13 protein-coding genes and 1 tRNA gene are annotated in these 17,514 nt (G+C 67.7%); 6 read left to right on the forward strand and 8 right to left on the reverse strand.

Features of this window, described 5'->3' with window-relative positions; genetic code table 11:
- Position 1: 1 nt before the first annotated feature.
- Positions 2-88: transfer RNA gene (locus EDF74_RS03345), tRNA-Leu, on the reverse strand.
- 127 nt (positions 89-215) lie between these two features.
- Here EDF74_RS03345 and rnr point away from each other — a divergent pair.
- From rnr to rlmB, 3 genes are all read left to right on the forward strand, one after another.
- Entirely contained in the window at positions 216-2,684 is a 2,469-nt protein-coding gene (gene rnr, locus EDF74_RS03350) for a ribonuclease R (protein ID WP_123728787.1), read from the forward strand.
- 119 nt (positions 2,685-2,803) lie between these two features.
- Complete coding sequence (locus EDF74_RS03355; protein ID WP_123728788.1) at positions 2,804-3,280, forward strand: GFA family protein; 477 nt, start codon at positions 2,804-2,806, stop codon at positions 3,278-3,280.
- A 97-nt stretch (positions 3,281-3,377) separates the two neighbouring features.
- The gene (gene rlmB / locus EDF74_RS03360; RefSeq protein ID WP_019184367.1) at positions 3,378-4,124 is read left to right on the forward strand and encodes a 23S rRNA (guanosine(2251)-2'-O)-methyltransferase RlmB; all 747 of its coding nucleotides are present in this window, start codon (positions 3,378-3,380) and stop codon (positions 4,122-4,124) included.
- 141 nt (positions 4,125-4,265) lie between these two features.
- Here rlmB and EDF74_RS03365 read toward each other — a convergent pair whose 3' ends face one another.
- Genes EDF74_RS03365 through EDF74_RS03375 form a run of 3 tightly spaced genes read right to left on the reverse strand, consistent with a single transcriptional unit; the run spans position 4,266 to position 8,937 of the window.
- The gene (locus tag EDF74_RS03365) at positions 4,266-5,705 is read right to left on the reverse strand and encodes an efflux transporter outer membrane subunit (protein WP_123728789.1); all 1,440 of its coding nucleotides are present in this window, start codon (positions 5,703-5,705) and stop codon (positions 4,266-4,268) included.
- Complete coding sequence (locus EDF74_RS03370) at positions 5,702-7,672, reverse strand: MacB family efflux pump subunit (protein WP_123728790.1); 1,971 nt, start codon at positions 7,670-7,672, stop codon at positions 5,702-5,704. Before EDF74_RS03370 ends, EDF74_RS03365 begins: the two co-directional genes overlap by 4 nt.
- Positions 7,669-8,937: an efflux RND transporter periplasmic adaptor subunit gene (locus tag EDF74_RS03375; protein ID WP_123728791.1), complete on the reverse strand. Its 1,269-nt coding sequence runs from the start codon at positions 8,935-8,937 to the stop codon at positions 7,669-7,671. Before EDF74_RS03375 ends, EDF74_RS03370 begins: the two co-directional genes overlap by 4 nt.
- Before the next feature lie 172 nt (positions 8,938-9,109).
- Between EDF74_RS03375 and EDF74_RS03380 the strand changes: the two genes are divergently transcribed.
- The 3 genes from EDF74_RS03380 (at position 9,110) to EDF74_RS03390 (ending at position 14,434) form a co-directional block, all read left to right on the forward strand.
- The gene (locus EDF74_RS03380) at positions 9,110-9,838 is read left to right on the forward strand and encodes a response regulator (RefSeq protein WP_123728792.1); all 729 of its coding nucleotides are present in this window, start codon (positions 9,110-9,112) and stop codon (positions 9,836-9,838) included.
- Positions 9,835-11,253 carry a sensor histidine kinase gene (locus EDF74_RS03385; RefSeq protein ID WP_123728793.1) on the forward strand — a complete coding sequence of 473 codons (1,419 nt, stop codon included), beginning with the start codon at positions 9,835-9,837 and terminating at the stop codon, positions 11,251-11,253. Before EDF74_RS03380 ends, EDF74_RS03385 begins: the two co-directional genes overlap by 4 nt.
- A 208-nt stretch (positions 11,254-11,461) precedes the next feature.
- Positions 11,462-14,434 (forward strand): ligand-binding sensor domain-containing diguanylate cyclase, encoded by a 2,973-nt coding sequence (locus tag EDF74_RS03390; protein WP_123728794.1) that lies wholly within the window; start codon positions 11,462-11,464, stop codon positions 14,432-14,434.
- A gap of 6 nt (positions 14,435-14,440) precedes the next feature.
- Here EDF74_RS03390 and rnt read toward each other — a convergent pair whose 3' ends face one another.
- From rnt to EDF74_RS03410, 4 genes are all read right to left on the reverse strand, one after another.
- Positions 14,441-15,028 carry a ribonuclease T gene (gene rnt / locus EDF74_RS03395; protein ID WP_121042195.1) on the reverse strand — a complete coding sequence of 196 codons (588 nt, stop codon included), beginning with the start codon at positions 15,026-15,028 and terminating at the stop codon, positions 14,441-14,443.
- Positions 15,029-15,138: 110 nt separating this feature from the next.
- The gene (locus tag EDF74_RS03400) at positions 15,139-15,903 is read right to left on the reverse strand and encodes an HvfC family RiPP maturation protein (protein ID WP_123728795.1); all 765 of its coding nucleotides are present in this window, start codon (positions 15,901-15,903) and stop codon (positions 15,139-15,141) included.
- Positions 15,896-16,768, reverse strand: coding sequence for an HvfB family MNIO-type RiPP peptide maturase (locus tag EDF74_RS03405; RefSeq protein ID WP_123728796.1), 873 nt, complete (start codon positions 16,766-16,768; stop codon positions 15,896-15,898). Before EDF74_RS03405 ends, EDF74_RS03400 begins: the two co-directional genes overlap by 8 nt.
- Entirely contained in the window at positions 16,755-17,129 is a 375-nt protein-coding gene (locus tag EDF74_RS03410; protein WP_123728797.1) for an HvfA family oxazolone/thioamide-modified RiPP metallophore, read from the reverse strand. Before EDF74_RS03410 ends, EDF74_RS03405 begins: the two co-directional genes overlap by 14 nt.
- Between the last annotated feature and the right edge of the window lie 385 nt (positions 17,130-17,514).

Here is a 17,514-nt window from a genome sequence, read left to right on the forward strand (position 1 = left end):
ATGGTGCCCAGGAGAGGACTCGAACCTCCACGAAGTTGCCCCCGCTAGCACCTGAAGCTAGTGCGTCTACCAATTCCGCCACCTGGGCGACTCAGGGGGCGAATTCTGGGCATGTCTCCGCGGGTTGTCAACGGTTTTGTGAAATTTCTTCACAATCCTGCACAGGAGCGCCGCTGACCGGTTCTGCACACGCGCAGCGGTTACTATTGAGGTCAATGAAACCAAAGAAACCGACCCAGGGCGCGAAAGCCCCCAAGTCCCCGGCGCCCAAGAAGGCAGCCGGTCCGTCGGGCAAGCCCCGCGCTGCCGCCAAGAAAGCCGGCAAGCTGCCCCCCTGGATGCCCGAATCCCTGAACACCGCTGAGCCGCCGCGTGGCAACAAGCGCGGCCCTAAGCCTGCGCATGCCGGGCCGATCCCGACCCGCCGCCGCCCGCATCCGACCCCGCTCGACGGTGAGGTCCAGGTCGACCCCTTCGCCGCCCGCGAGGCCGAGCGCTATGCGCAGCCGATCGCCAGCCGTGAGGCGATCCTGCAGCTGCTTGACCGCTGCGATGGCCCGCAGACCGCCGAAGAGATCGCCATCCACCTCGGCCTGACCGAGCCGGACCGTGCCGATGCCCTGGGCAAGCGCCTGGGCGCAATGTGCCGTGACGGCCAGCTGGTGCAGAACCGTCGTGGCGGTTTCGCGCCGCTGCAGGCGGTCAACCTGATCACCGGCGTGGTGATCGCCAACCCGGAAGGGTTCGGCTTCCTGCGCCCGGTTGAAGGTGGCGACGATCTGTTCCTGCCGCCGTTCGAAATGCGCAAGGTGCTGCATGGTGACCGCGTACTGGTCAACGTGACCGGCATCGATCGTCGTGGCCGTCGCGAGGCGAGCATCTCGCGTGTGCTCGAGCGTGGCATGAGCCGCCTGATCGGCCGCTTCAGCGTCGAGTTCGGCATCAACTACGTGGTGCCCGACGACAAGCGCGTGCAGCGCAACGTGCAGATTCCGCCCGACCAGACCGGCGATGCCCGCGATGGCCAGCTGGTGGTATGCGAGCTGACCCAGGCGCCGGACACCCGCCGCCCGCCGATCGGCCGCATCATCGCCGTGCTCGGCGACAAGCTGACGGCCTCGCTGGTGGTGGAAACCGCCATCCACGGCCATGAGCTGCCGTTCGAGTTCCCGGCTGAAGTGTTGGCTGAAGCCACCGCCGTGCCGATGGTGGTCACACCGGAACAGATCGGCCACCGCGAAGACCTGCGCAATACGCCGCTGGTCACCATCGATGGTGAGGACGCCAAGGACTTCGACGACGCGGTCTACTGCGAACCCAATGCCGAAGGCTTCCGCCTGGTCGTGGCGATCGCCGACGTCTCCAATTACGTGCGTCCCGGTACGCCGCTGGACAATGAAGCGCAGAAGCGCGCGACCTCGGTCTACTTCCCCGGGTTCGTGGTGCCGATGCTGCCGGAGACGCTGTCCAACGGCATCTGCTCGCTGATGCCCAAGGTCGACCGCATGTGCTTCGTCTGCGACATGCAGGTGAACCGCGAAGGCGAGGTCATCCACTCGCGCTTCTACGAAGCGGTGATGAACTCGCACGCGCGCCTGACCTACAACCAGGTCTGGGAAGCGGTGGGCGAGAACGACCCGGCCGCGCGCAAGGCGATCGGTCCGCTGATGCCGCAGGTGGATCGCCTGTACCAGCTGTATCACGTGCTGGCCAAGGCGCGTACCCGCCGCGGTGCGATCGAATTTGAAACCTCCGAAGTGCGCTTCGTGCTGGACAACACCGGCGAAGTCACGCAGGCCGGGATGATGGTGCGCAACGATGCGCACAAGCTGATCGAAGAATGCATGATCGCGGCCAACGTGCAGGCGGCGCGCTACCTGCTGGCCAAGCAGGTGCCGGCGCCGTTCCGTGACCATGAGCGTCCGCCGGAATCCAAGTACGCCGATCTGCTCGAGTTCCTGAAGGAATTCAAGCTGAGCCTGCCGCCGTGGTCGAAGGTGCAGCCGGCCGATTTCACCAAGCTGCTGAAGAAAGTGCGCGATCGCCCGGACGCGGCGCTGCTGGAATCGGTGCTGCTGCGCAGCCAGAGCCTGGCGGTGTACTCGCCGGACAACCTGGGTCACTTCGGCTTGGCGCTGGATGCGTACGCTCACTTCACCTCGCCGATCCGTCGCTACCCCGATCTGCTGGTGCACCGTGCGATCAAGCACGCGCTCAGTGGAGCCGCGCCGGAGAAGTTCACCTATTCGCCGCGTGAGATGGCTGCGCTGGCCCTGCAGTGCTCCGAGCGTGCACGCCGTGCCGATGAAGCCGAGCGTGAAGTGGACGAGCGTTACCGCGCCGCGTGGATGGAAAAGCACGTTGGCGGCCAGTTCGAGGGCGTGATCAGTGGCGTGACGAGCTTCGGCCTGTTCGTGGAACTGGACGAATCCAAGGTCAACGGCCTGGTCCACGTGACCCAGCTGCCGCACGACTATTACCAGTTCGACGCGGTGCGCAAAACGCTCAACGGCGAACGCCGCGGCAAGATCTACCGCCTCGGTGACCGCGTGCGGATCCTGGTGCTCAAGGCCAGCATGGAAGAGCGCAAGATCGACTTCCGCCTGGTGGAAGAAAAGGACGATTCGCTGCCCGAGCTGCCGCCGCGCGGCCAGCCGGCCAAGCGCCAGAAACAGAAGTACTGATCGTCGCGTACCGGCCCACGGCCGGTACGCGGCAGGTGCCGACCCTCGGTCGGCACTCTGGGTACCCGCCCATGCTTGATGGGCGGGCTGTCCCCCTTGGATCTCATCGGAGCAATCCCATGCCGTCCCTCCCCGAATACAGCGGCGGCTGCCAGTGCGGCGCGATCCGCTTCCACGTGGTCGGTGCGCTGACCCACAGCTCGATCTGCCATTGCCGGATGTGCCAGAAGGCCTTCGGCGCGTATTACGCCCCCCTGGTGTCGGTGCGTGGCAGCGAGTTCCGCTGGACCCGTGGTGAGCCCCGACGGTTTCAATCCTCGAACTGGGTCCAGCGCGGCTTCTGCGCCGACTGCGGCACCCCGTTGACCTACGAAGCCCCGGATGGCGTGGCGGTCGCGGCCGGCGCCTTCGACGAACCGGCCCGCCTGCCGCCGACGATCCAGTACGGGATCGAGGCCAAGCTCCCGTTCGTGGATGCCCTGGGGTCGCTCAGCGCGCTGCGCAGCGAGGAGGACACCGAGGCCGGTGACTTCCTGCTGCATATCGTCTCCCACCAGCACCCGGACCAGGACACCGCGGATTGGCCGCCGGACTGAAGGCGGCCAGTGAACGCCCCCCGTGCACGCCCGGCAGGGCAGGGTGGGCCTTGATGCTCTACCATTACCAACCCCTTTACCGGTCCCGCCCCCCGCAATGAGCAAGCAAAGCCAGTGGATCGTCGGCGTCAACGCCGTCGCCTCTTCGATCGAGAATGATGCCGAGAACGTCCGCGAGGTCCTCATCGAGGCCGGTGCGAAGAACCCGCGTCTGACCGAGATCGAGGAAAACGCACGCCGCAAGGGCATCGACGTGCGCAAGGTGAACACCCAGGCGCTGGACGGTGTGGGCGGTTCGGTGCGTCATCAGGGCGTGGCGGCGCGCTACCAGGCCGCACGGACCTGGGGCGAGAACGAGCTGGAAGGGCTGGTCGAAGCGGCAGAGGGCAAGGCCCTGCTGCTGATCCTCGACGAGGTCCAGGACCCGCACAACCTCGGCGCCTGCCTGCGCAGCGCGGCGGCAGCCGGTGCCACGGCGGTGATCATTCCCAAGGACAAGTCGGCCTCGGTCAATGCGACCGTGCGCAAGACCTCGGCCGGCGCGGCCGATCGTATCCCGGTGGTGCAGGTGACCAACCTCTCGCGCTGCCTGAAGGACCTGCAGAAGCTGGGCGTGTGGATCTACGGCCTGGCCGGTGAAGCCACCGAGTCGTTGTACGCGATCGACCTCAAGGGCAACGTAGCGCTGGTGCTGGGCGGTGAAGCTGACGGCCTGCGCCGCCTGACCCGCGAAAACTGCGATGGCCTGGTCAAGATTCCGATGCCGGGCGACATCGAAAGCCTGAACGTCTCCGTCGCCACCGGCGTGAGCCTGTTCGAAGCCGTGCGTCAGCGCGGGCTGTAAGCCGCGGGCTTGCCCCGAGGGTAGAGCCACGCCATGCGTGGCTGAGCGGTGTCGGATCGAAAGGCAGTCAATGTGCGGTGCGGGATCCAGAGGCGGCCACGCATGGCGTGGCTCTACCTGTGCTGCGCCTGGCGCGGGGGATCACCCCGCGCTTCCCCCCAGCGCCTTGAACAACGTCACATCGTTGATCAACTGCCGCTGGCGCACGGAGGCCAGTGACAGCTCGGCGTCGCGCCGGGTCTGTTGGGCTTCCAGCCAGGTGCGCAGGTCGGTGGCACCGACCCGGTAGCGCACTTCGTACATCCGCTCGATCTCAACCGCTTCGTCGTAGGATGCCTGCGAGGCCGCCACCTGCGTGGCGAACTGGGTGCGCGCCGACAAGGCGTTGTCCACTTCCGACAGCGCGGTGTACAGCGTGCGGCGGAACCCGTTGGCCGCGATCTGGTAGTCGGTGCCGGCCAGGCGGGTGTTCAACTGGGCCTGGCGCACATTGAGGAACGGCAGCGACAGCCCCGCCCCCAAGGTGGCGACCGGATTCTTCAGCACGTCCGAGAGCGAGGTGGCGCCGGTGCCGACGCTGCCGGTCAGGCTCAGCGCCGGGTAGTACTGGGTGGCGGTGACCTTGATGGTCTTCAGGCTGTTGCGCAGGCGCAGCTCGGCGGCGCGCAGGTCCGGCCTGCGGCCGAGCAGATCGGCCGGCAGGCCTTCGGCCACGACCGGGCTGCCCGCGCGCTGCAGCTGCTGCGGCTCCTCGGCCAGTGCCAGCGGCTGCCCATCCAGCAGCACCGTCAGTGCATTGCGCGCGGCGACACGCTGCTGCTCCAGCGCACTCTGCGCGGCACGCTGCGCCTCCAGGCTTTGTACGGCCTGGCGCACTTCCAGGCGCGAGACCGCACCGGCGTCGAAGCGCGCCTGGACCAGCTCGCGGGTGCGCTCCAGGCGCTGCAGATTGGCCTGGCCGGCGGCGATGGACTGGTTGAGGAAGGCCAGCGTCCAGTACTGCGTGGCCACGTCGCTGATTACCAGCAGCGCGGTGTTCTGCAGGTCTTCCTGGCTGGCCTGGGCTTCCCACTGGGCGATGTCACGCTGGGTGCGCAGGCGGCCCCACAGATCGATCTCCCACTGCAGGGACACGCCGGCCGAGCTGCCGCGGTTCCAGTCCGCGCGCTGGTCGATGGGGCGATTGCCGCTGCTGCTGACGCTGCCCGAGGGCTGCGGCCACAGCGCGTTGTCGGCCAGCCCGGCCTGCAGGCGCGCGCGCTGCACCGCCAGCCCGGCCGAGACCAGGTCGGTGTTGGCGGACAGAGCGCGATCGATCACGCGGTCCAGGCCGGGGTCGCCGAACTGGGTCCACCAGGCATCACTGCGGACATCCGCCGGTGCCGCATGCGGTTGTTCGCTCACTGCCTCGGTGGGGGTGTTCAGGGTGGCATCGCCGCGGCCATAGGTGGCCGGCACCGCCGGCGCGTCGACCTGGTAGCGGCCGGTGCTGACACAGGCGGACAAGGCCAGCGCGGTCATGCAGGCCAGGGCCAGCGGACGCAGCGAAGCGGGGTGCAGCAGAGCAGGAGAAATCTTCATTCGCGCGCCAGCGCCTCCACGGGATCAAGTTGGGCGGCATTGCGGGCCGGCAGGAAACCAAACGCCACGCCGATCAGGCTGGAGCAGGCAAAGGCGGCCACGATGGATGCGGTCGAGAACAGCATCTGGAAGTCCGGCGCGAATTTGCCGAACAGCCAGCCCACCACCAGCGACAGGCCGACGCCGAGCAGGCCGCCGAGCAGACACACCAGTACCGCCTCGATCAGGAACTGCTGTCGGATATCGCTCTGCCGCGCGCCGACGGCCATGCGCACGCCGATTTCGCGGGTGCGCTCGGTCACCGAGACCAGCATGATGTTCATCACGCCGATGCCGCCGACCAGCAGCGCGATCGCGGCGATCGCACTGATCAGCAGCGTCATGGTGCGGGTGGTCTGCTCGATCGTCTGGCGGATCTCGGCGCTGTTGCTGAGGAAGAAGTCCTCGGTGCCGTGGCGCATGATCAGCAGCTTGGAGATGGCCGCCTGTGCGGCATCCATCGGGGTGGCGTCATCCACGCGCACGGTGATGCTGGAGACATGGCTCTGGCCGAGCATGCGCGACATCACCGTGGTGTAGGGCACCCACACGCTCAAGCTGGTACTGCCACCAAAGCCGAAGCTCTGACGCTGGGCCACGCCGACCACGCGGACCGGCACGTTGCCCAGCAGGATCACCTGGCCCACCGGGTCTTCGCCGTTGGGGAAGAACTGGGTGCGCGTGTTCTCATCGATGATCGCCACCTGGGCCAGGCTGCGCACCGCATCGGTATCGAAGAAGCTGCCGGCGATCAGGGTCACGCCCTTGACCCGGAAGAACTGCTCGCCCACGCCGTTGACCTGCGCGGTAGCCGATTGGTTGCGGTAGCGCGCAGTCACCGAGGAGGACACGCTGGGCGTGGCGCTGTCGATGTAGCTCTGCCGCCCCAGTGCATCGGCGTCGCTGGCCTTGAGGGTCTGCACCCGGGCCGAGCGCATGTCGCCGAAACCGCGGCCGGGATAGACATCGATGGTATTGGTGCCCAGCGCGCTGATGTTCTGCAGGATCTGCTGCTGTGAGCCATTGCCCATCGCCACCACCGACACCACCGAGGCGATGCCGATGATGATGCCGAGCATGGTCAGGAAGGTGCGCAGGCGGTGGGCATTCATCGCCAGCAGGGCCATGCGGAAGGCTTCGGTGAAACGATCCCGCGCGGCCCGCCAACTGTGGCCCTTGCCGGCAGCCACGGTCGGCTGGCGCTGCGCGCGGTAGCTCGGCGCCTTCGGATTGATGCGGTCAGCGATGATCTCGCCGTCGCGGATCTCGATGATGCGCTGGGCGTGTTCGGCCACGCTCATGTCGTGGGTGACGATGATGATGGTATGACCCTCGGCATGCAGCTCGCCGAGGATGCCCATCACCTCTTCGCCCGATTTCGTGTCCAGTGCGCCGGTGGGTTCGTCGGCCAGGATCACCTCGCCACCGTTCATCAGCGCCCGCGCGATCGACACGCGCTGCTGCTGGCCACCGGAGAGCTGACCGGGTTTGTGGTTCATGCGGTCGCCCAGGCCGAGCCGCTGCAGCAGGTGTTCGGCCCGCGCGGTGCGGACCGGGCCCGGGCTGCCGGCGTACACGGCCGGCACGGCGACATTACCGCGCGCGTCCAGATCGCCGAGCAGGTGGTAGCGCTGGAAGATGAAGCCGAAATGTTCGCGGCGCAGTTCGGCCAGTTCGTCCGGCTCCATCCGGCCGGTCTCGCGGCCGGCCACCTGGTAACTGCCGCGCGTCGGCCGGTCCAAACAGCCGAGGATGTTCATCAGCGTGGACTTGCCCGAGCCGGACTGGCCGACGATGGCGACCATTTCGCCAGCGGCGATGTCCAGATTCACGTCGCGCAGCACGGCGATCGTTTCATCGCCTGCCGGGAACTCGCGGCGCAGGTCGCGCAGCCGCAGCAGCGGCGTGCCCGTCGAGGCGCTGCTCATCGGCGCGGCCCACCCATGCCGGGGCCGCTGATCCGGACCCCACCACCACCGCGGTTGCCGGCACCGGCACCCTGGGCGCCGCCGCCTTCGCCGACGATGACCTTGTCGCCCTCTTCCAGGCCGGACAGTACCTCGGCATTGGCGCCGTTGTTGATGCCGATCTTGACCTTGCGCGGCGCGGGCATGCCATCGGCATCGGCCACACGCACCATGTACTGCCCGTCACGGGTCTTCGGGCCCAGTGCAACGGCCGGGATGATCAGCACGTCCTTGGCCTGCTTGAGCATTACCGAGACCTGCGCGGTCATGTCGATGCGCAGTGTGCCATCCGGGTTTTCCACGTCGAAGAGCGCGTTGTAGTAGACCGCGGTGCTGGAGCTGGAACTGGACGAACTGGAACTGCTGGAACTGTCGTTGGCGATCGATGCCGGCGCCGGGTTGATCTGGCGCAGCGTGGCATGGAATCTGCGGTCCGGCTCCCCGAGCGTGGTGAAGTACACCGGCATGCCGGCCTTGATCTTGACCACGTCCGCTTCGGAGACTTCCGCATTGACCGTGACCAGGTCCAGACGGGCCAGCATCACGATGGTCGGTGCGGTCTGGTTGGCGTTGACGGTGCGGCCCTCTTCGGCGACCACCGCCACCACGGTGCCGTCCATCGGCGCGATGATGCGGGTATAGGCCAGGTTGGCGCGGGCGGTGCCCAGCTCGGTTTCGCGGCCGGTGATCTGTGCATCGAAGGACTGGATCTGGGCGCGCGCCGTCTTGAGCTTGGCGTCGGCCGCATCGAACTCGGCGCGCGAGGTAGCCTCGGCGGCCAGCATCTGCTGCTGGCGCGCGAACTCGAGCTCGGCTTCACGCAGGCTGGCCTGCTGCACCGCGCGCTGCGCCTTGACCTGATCCAGCGAGGCCTGGGCGTTGAGCACCTGGTTCTGCTGGGTGGTGGCGTCGATCTCGGCGATCAGGTCGCCTTCCTTGACGGTATCGCCGAGCTGGACCTTCAGCGATTTGATCTGACCGGAGGCCTGCGCACCGACGCTGACCAGTTTGTAGGCATCGATAACACCGGTGGCTTCCACGGTCTGTTCAATATCGCCGCGGCTGACCGGCGAGGTCGCCAGGGTGGGCGCGGCCGGCTTGCGCAGCATCCATGCCACAATCGCGGCGATCAGGACGAGCACCACAAGCAACAGCAGGAGGCGAGCACGGCGGGTTCTGGGCAAACGGGGCTTCACGATGATCGTCAACTCGGCAGGCCGGTGCATCGGCGTTGTCAGCATTGTGAAGATCGTTCATTGCCGGCTCAATGCTCGCCGTGTACCAAGATGTATCCCTGCGGTGCTCAACACGTTTCGTTGTGTATCTGCATCACCCTTTGAAACAGACGTACGCAAACCAAGAGATGCGGTTCAGCTCCCGACAGGGGATGATCACCGCATGGAGACTGCCAACAGCATGCACAGACTGCTGATCGTCGATGACGACAACGATATCCGCCAGCTGCTCGCCGAGCAGCTTGGCCGCGCCGGTTACCTGGTCAGCACTGCCGGCGACGGCAATGGCATGCGCCAGCTGCTGGAGCGCGAGCACGTCGACCTGATCGTGCTCGACCTCAACCTGCCGCGCGAAGACGGCCTGACCCTGTGCCGCGACCTGCGCGCGCGCTCGAGCACACCGGTGATCATGTTGACCGCGCGCAGCGAGCCGATCGATCGCGTGCTGGGCCTGGAAATGGGCGCCGACGACTACCTGGCCAAGCCGTTCGAACCGCGCGAGCTGCTCGCCCGCATCCGCAACGTGCTGCGTCGCACTGAAGCGTTGCCAGCCAACCTGGAGCCGCTGGCGATCCGGCGTGCACGCTTCTCCAGCTGGATCTTCGATCTCGAACATCGCCATCTGGTCGATCCCGATGGGCGCGTGGTGGTGTTGTCCGGCGCCGAGTTCCGGCTGCTGCGGGTGTTCGTCGGGCACGCCAACAAAGTGCTGTCGCGCGAGCAGCTGGTCTCGCTGAGCAGTGGCCGCAACTACGAATCGCAGGACCGTGCCATCGATCTGCAGGTCAGCCGCCTGCGCAACAAGCTGGCCGATGACGGCGGCAGCGACGGGCTCATCAAGACCGTACGCAACGAAGGCTACGTCCTTGCTGCGGCAGTGACCCTGGAATGAAACGCCTGCGGCGCTTTTTCGCCTCGATGGTCGGGCGGCTGTTCGTCATCCTGCTGCTGGGCATGAGCGTGGCCGCGATCGGTGCCACCATGCTGGCCAGCACCAAGCGCCAGCAGGAGTTCGAACGGCAGAACCTCAACCGCATCGCTGATCGCCTGCAGGGCTTCGTGAACCTGCTCGACGGCAATCCGGAACTGCGCGAGCGCCTGCTCGGCAGTGGGGGGCCGAGCGTACGCCAGTTGCCGGAAGGTGCGCGGATCGGCCGGCCCGACGCGGCGTTGATGGAAATCCTCGATGACCGCCCTGGCCCCGTCGCCAGCAGCCAGGTGGCCTTCACCTCGTTCCGTTCCTGCCTGCCGCGCCTGCCGGAGCTGCTGCCGCCGCCCCCGCGCGACAAGGACAAACTGCGGCATCCGCCGCGCGAACGCGACCCGGCCTTCATCCCGCCCAAGTGCCGCGTGGTGACCCTGCAGCTGACTGACGGCACGCCGCTGCGGCTGGCACTGGATTCCCCCGCGGTGGCACACAACGGTGTGCTCGCCGTCGACCCGCTGTTCCTGACCCTGCTGGTGATCGCGATCGCGATCCTGGCGTATATCGTGGCGCGCATGGCCAGCGCGCCGTTGCAGCGCTTGGCCGATGCCGCCGCGGCGTTGGGCGATGACCTGCAGGGTGCGCCGATGCCGGTGACCGGTCCGCTGGAAGTGCGTCGCGCCGCCGAAGCGTTCAACGCCATGCAGAAACGCCTGCAGCGCCACCTTGGCGAGCGCACCCAGATGCTGGCGGCGATCACCCACGATCTGCAGACCCCGGTCACCCGTCTCCGGCTGCGGCTGGAGAACGTCACCGATGAGGCGCTGCGTGAGCGCCTGATCGGTGACCTCGGAGCGATGCAGGCGTTGATCCGCGAGGGCCTGGAGCTGGCCCGCAGCGCCGAGAGCGCCGAGCAGCGCGCCGCGCTGGACCTGGATTCACTGCTGGAGAGCATCGTCGAAGATGCCGCCGAAGCCGGTGCCGATGTGCACTTCGAGCAGCCCAGCGGTGCGGTGCTGATGTTGCGGCCGCTGGCCATGCATCGCCTGTTCTCCAACCTCGTCGACAACGCGGTGATGTACGGGCAGACCGCCCGGGTCCGGGTCGAGCAGGCTGGTCAGGATGTGGAGGTACGCATCCGCGACAGCGGCCCCGGCTTGGCCGAGGACGAGCTCGAAGCGGTGTTCGACCCGTTCGTGCGGCTGGAGACCTCGCGCTCGCGCCAGACCGGCGGTGCCGGGCTGGGTCTGACCATCGCCCGGGCGTTGGCCGAAAAGGACGGGGCGACGCTGCACCTGCGCAACCATCCCCACGGGGGGCTGGAGGCGATCGTGCGCTGGTCCTCACCGGCACGCGCCGCGGCGGGGCCGCGCGGGAGCTGAGTCCAGCCCCCCAAGACGCCCGGTTTTGCCTACTATGGGCGTCTCTTTCCAGCGTCTCCCCCATGAGAGCGTACGACTCTGCCAGCCATTGCGCTGGTGCACGGCCGTTCCCCCCATGCGCACGGCGCCTGCCCAAGGCTGCTCCACACGGATGAGCGAGCGGGGGGGCAGGATCCGGTGGCGGCCGGTACAACTGAACGACTCCGGCATGCCAACCCTGCAGGCGGTAGCGCTGTGGCTGTTGCTGCTGTGCGCGCTGCCATGGTCGCTGTCGGCGCAGGATGGCCCGCCCCCGCTGCGCGATTACGCCATCGACGTGTGGACCTCGCGCAACGGGCTGCCGCACAACTCCCTGCGTGATATCGCGCAGACCCCGGAGGGCCACCTGTGGTTTGCCACCTGGGAGGGGCTGGTCCGGTACAACGGCCTGGACTTCACCGTGTTCGACCGCAGCACCACCCCGGGCCTGCGCGACAACGGGGTCGGGGCGTTGCTGGTGGACCGCAGTGGCGGCTTGTGGATCAGTGATTCGCGCGGCAACGTGACCCGCCGGAGTGCGGATGGCCGCTGGCAGGTGTGGGAACACCGCGCCGACACACCGCAGGTGCTGATCCAGGCCATGCAGATGGACAGCCGCGGGCGCCTGTGGCTGCTGTACGAAGGCAAGGGGATTGCGAGTCTGGGCCCGGACGGTACCTTCGATTACCAGGCGCCACCGGCCAACGTGCCGTTGGCGATGAGCTTCACCAAACTGGTCGTGGATGCACAGGACCGGGTCTGGGTCGGCACCCTGGATGGCCTGGTGGTGCGCGACAACGACGGGGTCCTGCGCCGGGCACCGGAGAGCTTCGGTCTGGGCCGTGGGCTGGTCTGGCCCTATCGCGCCCCGGATGGCGTGATGTGGGTGGTGGCCAGCGAGCGTATCTACCGCATGCAGGATGGCGTGCCGTTGCTGCAGCATCGCTTGCCCGGCGCGACCCACATCACGGCCATGCTGCAGGACCGCCACGGCGATCTGTGGCTGGGGACCGAAAACCAGGGCCTGCTGCGGCTGTCCCGGCACGGGCTGGAGCGGTTGCCGGCCGGACTGTCCTTGCCCGGCGGGCGCGTGGTCAGCCTGCGCGAAGATGCCGAAGGCAGCATCTGGGTGGGCGCCAACGGTGGCCTGTATCGCCTGCGCGAAACCCTGTTCAGCAGCTACACCGAACGCGACGGGCTCAGTGGTGATTACGTCCGCACCGTCTTCGAAGATCGCCAACGGCAGCTCTGGATCGGCAGTGCGCGCGGGCTTGATCGCCGCGATGCCCAGGGAAACTTCAGTCCGGTGCCGCTGCGCAACAACGTCGGCAAGAGCCCCTCGGTGCTGAGCCTGGCCCAGGACCGCGACGGTGATCTGTGGGTCGGGACCTTCGGTGATGGCATCTTCCGGGTCGGCGAGAACGGGCAACCGCGGCGGACGTACGGCAGCGCCGACGGCCTGCTCGGGGGCAACATCCGCGCGATCAGCATCGACCGTGACGGGGTGATCTGGGCCGGCACCCAGAAAGGCGTGGTCCGCATCGTCGCCGACAGGGCCGAGCCGGTGGCCTTTCCCGGCATGCCCACCGGGCTGACCACCGCGCTGGCGCACGATGCCGAAGGCGCCTTGTGGATCGGCACCATCGAGGGCATCCGCGTGTTGCGCGGCGACCGCGTGCAGGCGATCGATCTGGAGGCACTGGGAGGTGGCCGCAGCGTGTTCGGGTTCCAGCAGATCGGCGATGCGATGTGGGTCAGCACCGATCGCGGCCTGTACCGCTACCAGGAAGGCAAGCTGGCACGGGTAGGCCTGGAGCAGGGCATGCCGGTGGATACGGTCTTCCAGCTGATTCCCGATCGCGTGGGCAACGTGTGGATCAGCAGCAACCGCGGGGTACTGCGGACCGACATGGCCATGCTCAACGCCGTGGCCGACGGGCGTGCCGCACGGGTCGAGGTCGAGCATTACAACGAGATCGACGGCATGGCCAACTCACAGGCCAACGGCAGTTCCGGCCCCTCGGCGATCCTGCGCCAGGACGGCACCTTCTGGGTTGTCACGGCCGGCGGGCTGAGCATGGTCGATCCACTGCGCCTGCAGCGTTTCCGTGAGCGCCTGGCGCCACCGGCGGTGATCGAGACCGTGCTTGTCGATGGCGCCCCGCTGCACTGGCAGGGCAGCAACCACAACACGATCCCGGGCGGGCGACGCCTGAGCGTGAGCTATGTGGGGCTGAGTTACCTGCTCTCCGAGCGCATCCGCTACCGCACCCGCCTGGAAGGACTGGACAAGGGCTGGGTCGAGCGGGGGCAGCAGCGCAGTGTCGAGTTCATCGGCCTGCCGCCGGGCGAATACACCCTGCATGTGTCGGCTGCCCATCCCGGTGGCGCCTGGAGCGACAGCGAAGCGGTCTGGGCGTTCACGGTGGAGCCGTTCCTGTGGCAACGACACAGCGTGCAGCTGATCGCCGCGCTCCTGTTGCTGGCCGGGCTGGTCGCGCTGTACCGGTATCTGATCAACCGTTACAAGGCCAGCAACGTCCGGCTGGCGCGCCTGGTGCAGGAAGCCACGCTGGATCTGCAGACCCAGACGGTCAACCTGCAGGCGCTGAATCAGGAAAAGACCGAGCTGGCCGATCGCCTGGCGGTGCAGGCCGAGGCGTTCGAGCGCCAGGCGCGCGAAGACGCGCTGACCGGGCTGCCGAACCGGCGTGCATTCGATGAAGCGCTGGCGCGCGATTTCGCCCGTTCGCAGCGCAGCCGCCACCCGTTGTGCCTGGTGGTGCTGGACATCGATCACTTCAAGGAAGTGAACGACCAGCACAGCCATTCGGTGGGCGATGTGGTGCTGGTGGAGGTGGCGCGGCTGCTGGCCTCGGCCTGCCGCGACTCGGACATGCCCGCACGTACGGGCGGCGAAGAATTCGCGCTGCTGCTCAACGATACCCGCCTGGATGAAGCGGCCCAGGTCTGCGCGCGTCTGCGCGGGCTGTTCCATGATCATCCGGACTGGGCGGGTATCCCCGACCTGAAGGTCACCTTCAGTGCCGGTCTGGTCGAACTGGACGCTGCTGACCGCACCCCGATGCTGCTCTACCAGCGCGCCGATCGCGCGCTGTACCGCGCCAAGAGCGAAGGGCGCGACAGAACCGCTATCGGGTGATGCCCCTCAGGGGCGCGGCCAGCTGTTGGCGACCTTGCAGAACAGCTTTGCGGTCTGCTCGGTGTCGTACACCGCGCTGTGCGCTTCATCGGCATCCCAGCCCAGCCCGGCTGCGGTGGCAGCGCGCGCCAGTACGGTCTGGCCATAGGCGATACCGCCCAGGGTGACGGTGTCGAAGACGCTGAAGGGGTGGAACGGGTTGCGCTTGTGTCCGGTGCGATTGACCGCGGCATTGACGAAGCCCAGGTCGAAGTGGGCGTTGTGCCCGACCAGGATCGCGCGTTGGCAACCGTACTTTTTCATCGCCGCCCGGATCGGGGTGAAGATGTGGTCCAGCGCATCGCGCTCGACCTTGGCCAGCCGGAACGGGTGATCCAGGATGATCCCGGTGATCTCCAGCGACTTCGGATCGATCTCCAGGCCTTCGGCCGGCACCACGTGGGCGCTGGCGGTCTGGCCGGGATAGAGCAGGCCGTTCTCGTCCATCTCGATCGGAACGGCGGCGATCTCCAGCAGCGCGTGGCGATCAGAATCGAAACCACCGGTCTCCACGTCCACCGCCACCGGCAGGAAGCCGCGGAAGCGTGTTGCCATCAAGCGCTGGGCAGCAGCGGGCAGTGCGTCGGCAGCAGCCGGCGCGTCGGAGCGGGGGAGGTCGTCAGTCATCGCGTCAGTTTAGCAGAGCGACCTGTACGCCCCCGCGCTCAGGCCCGTGCAGGGGCGGGCGCGGCGGGCCCGATCACGCCGTTGTCGTGGAACTGACGCAGCAGGGCGGCGCCGGGCAGGAGCAGCGCATCGGCCGCCATGCCGTGCGCCTGCGCAAGCTGCTGCAGGTAGGTGGCCCCGGTGCTGCCGGGGTGCTGGCCGATCTGCTCCAGCAGCTGCGCGGCCATCGGGCTGATCGCGGCGAAGCGGACCTGGCCATCGGGGTCGCGCCGGACCAGCAGCCCGGTCGGCTCGGGGCCGGGCAGCGCGGGCGCGTCATCGGTGCCGAGCCGATGCACCGGCCAGTGATAGAGCAGTGGCCAGGCCAACGGCGAGCGCTGCAGGGCCGCGTGCATCGGGTCCATGCCCGGCGAGGGCGGCAGGAGCTGCGCGTCCAACTGATGGAGGGCCGTTTCCACCCACTCGTAGTGGGCCAGTTCGGCCAGTGCCGGGTGTGGCAGCGCGGGCTGGTGCTGCAGCCACTGCACAAACTCGGCGGCCAGTTCGGTGAACAGCGGCGTCTGCGCCGGGTGACTGGCAAGGAAGCGCCGGACCAGGGTGGCCCATGCCGCGTCCCCCAGCAGCTGCACGCAGACCGGGAAGCCGTTGCCGATCAGGCCCAAAACGTTGTTGAAGACCAACCGCTGGTAGACGCCCAGCCGGCGCGGGTCCATGCCGTCGGGTGCGGCGATACGGTCCGGGTCCCGCAGATGCGCGGTGAACGCTCTCTGCTGTGCGTGCAGGCGTGCCGGGGCGTCAGTCATGGCCGTTCCCGGCATGGGCGGCCATCAGCTGGCGGATGTGCTGCAGTTCGCCGCGCAGTTCGGCATACGGCGGGAAATTGAAATCACGTTCCAGCAGCGTGGGGCGCGCACCGATGCGCGCATAGGTGCGGGCGAGCAGGTCCCAGACCGGATCGATCACCGCGCTGCCGTGGGTGTCGATCTTCAGATCGGGCGCCTCGTCCAGATGGCCTGCCACATGCAGGCAGACGATGCGCGCGGCCGGCAGCCCGGCGATGAACGCATCGGCGTCGTAGCCGTGGTTGCAGGCGTTGACGTAGACGTTGTTGACGTCCAGCAGCAGATCGCAATCGGCCTCGGCCAGCACGGCGTTGGTGAAGGCCAGTTCGTCCATGGCCGGTTCCGGGGTGAGGTAGTAGGACACGTTCTCCACTGCGATGCGCCGGCCCAGCAGGTCCTGCACGCGGGCAATGCGTGATGCGGTATGGCGTACGGCTTCGTCGGTGAAGGGAATCGGCAGGAGGTCGTAGAGGTGACCTTCATCGCTGCAGTAGCTCAGGTGTTCGCTGTATAGAGGCACGTTGTGCCGCGCCAGGAAGCGGCCTACCTGTTCCAGCAGCACGGTATCCAGCGGCGCGGTGCTGCCCAGCGAGAGCGACAGCCCATGGCAGGTGAGCGGGTGGCGCGAGGCCAGTTCGGCGAGTGCGTCGCCGGCCGGCCCACCGATACCGATCCAGTTTTCCGGCGCGCATTCGAGGAAGTCGATATCGCCGGCGGGCGCGTCACGCAGGTCCTGCAGCAGGGCCCGGCGCAAACCCAGTCCGGTCGCTGCCGCAGGCAGCGGCGACCGGCCCAGGCCAGCGGCGAGCGCGTCAGTGCTTGGCACCGCACTTGCCTTCGCCGCACTTGCCTTCCGCCGTCTTCTTGTCGCCGGCGGTCGTTGCCTTGGCGCCAGCAGCCTTGCCCTTGTCGGCGCCGCACTTGCCTTCCCCACACTTGCCTTCGGCGGTCTTGGCACCGGCGGTCGCGGCCTTGTCGCCCGCCTTCGTGCCGGCCTTGTCGCCATGCGCACCGCACTTGCCTTCGCCACACTTGCCCTCGGCGGCCTTGGTCGCCGCCTGGCCGGCCACCAGGTAGCCCGGGGCCAGCTCGGTCATGCTCAATGCGGACGCCGAGGCGGTGACGCCCAGGCCTGCGGCCAGCGCAGTGGCCGCCAACAACGACAGCGATCGGGTGGGTGTGCTCATCGTGTGGATCTCCTTGAAATGGGCTGGGGCCGGGGAGGGCTGCGTGGGCAGGTGCGGGTATGGTGGCCCGGCCCGGCGCATCGAATCCTCACACAGGATTCAACGTTTCGTGAAGTGCAGCGCCGCATTCCTCAGCGGCAAGTGGGTCGGGCGCTGGGTCGCGATGCCCTTGACGGCGAATGTCCCCCGGCGCCGGCCTGCGGCCGTCGCCGCGAGGTGTCGGCCGGGGGACATGTGCCGAGGGGCCTGCCGGTCGCTTCGGGGCCCTAACGCTCGCGCCAAGGCTCGAACGGAGACACCTACAGCGCCCTGACCGCGCCAGGACTTTCCAGCCACAAAAAAACCGCCACCCGAAGGCAGCGGCTCTTGGCGTCCTTTTTGGAGC

The organism is Stenotrophomonas rhizophila (assembly GCF_003751305.1).
GTDB classification, from domain to species: Bacteria; Pseudomonadota; Gammaproteobacteria; order Xanthomonadales; family Xanthomonadaceae; genus Stenotrophomonas; species Stenotrophomonas rhizophila_B.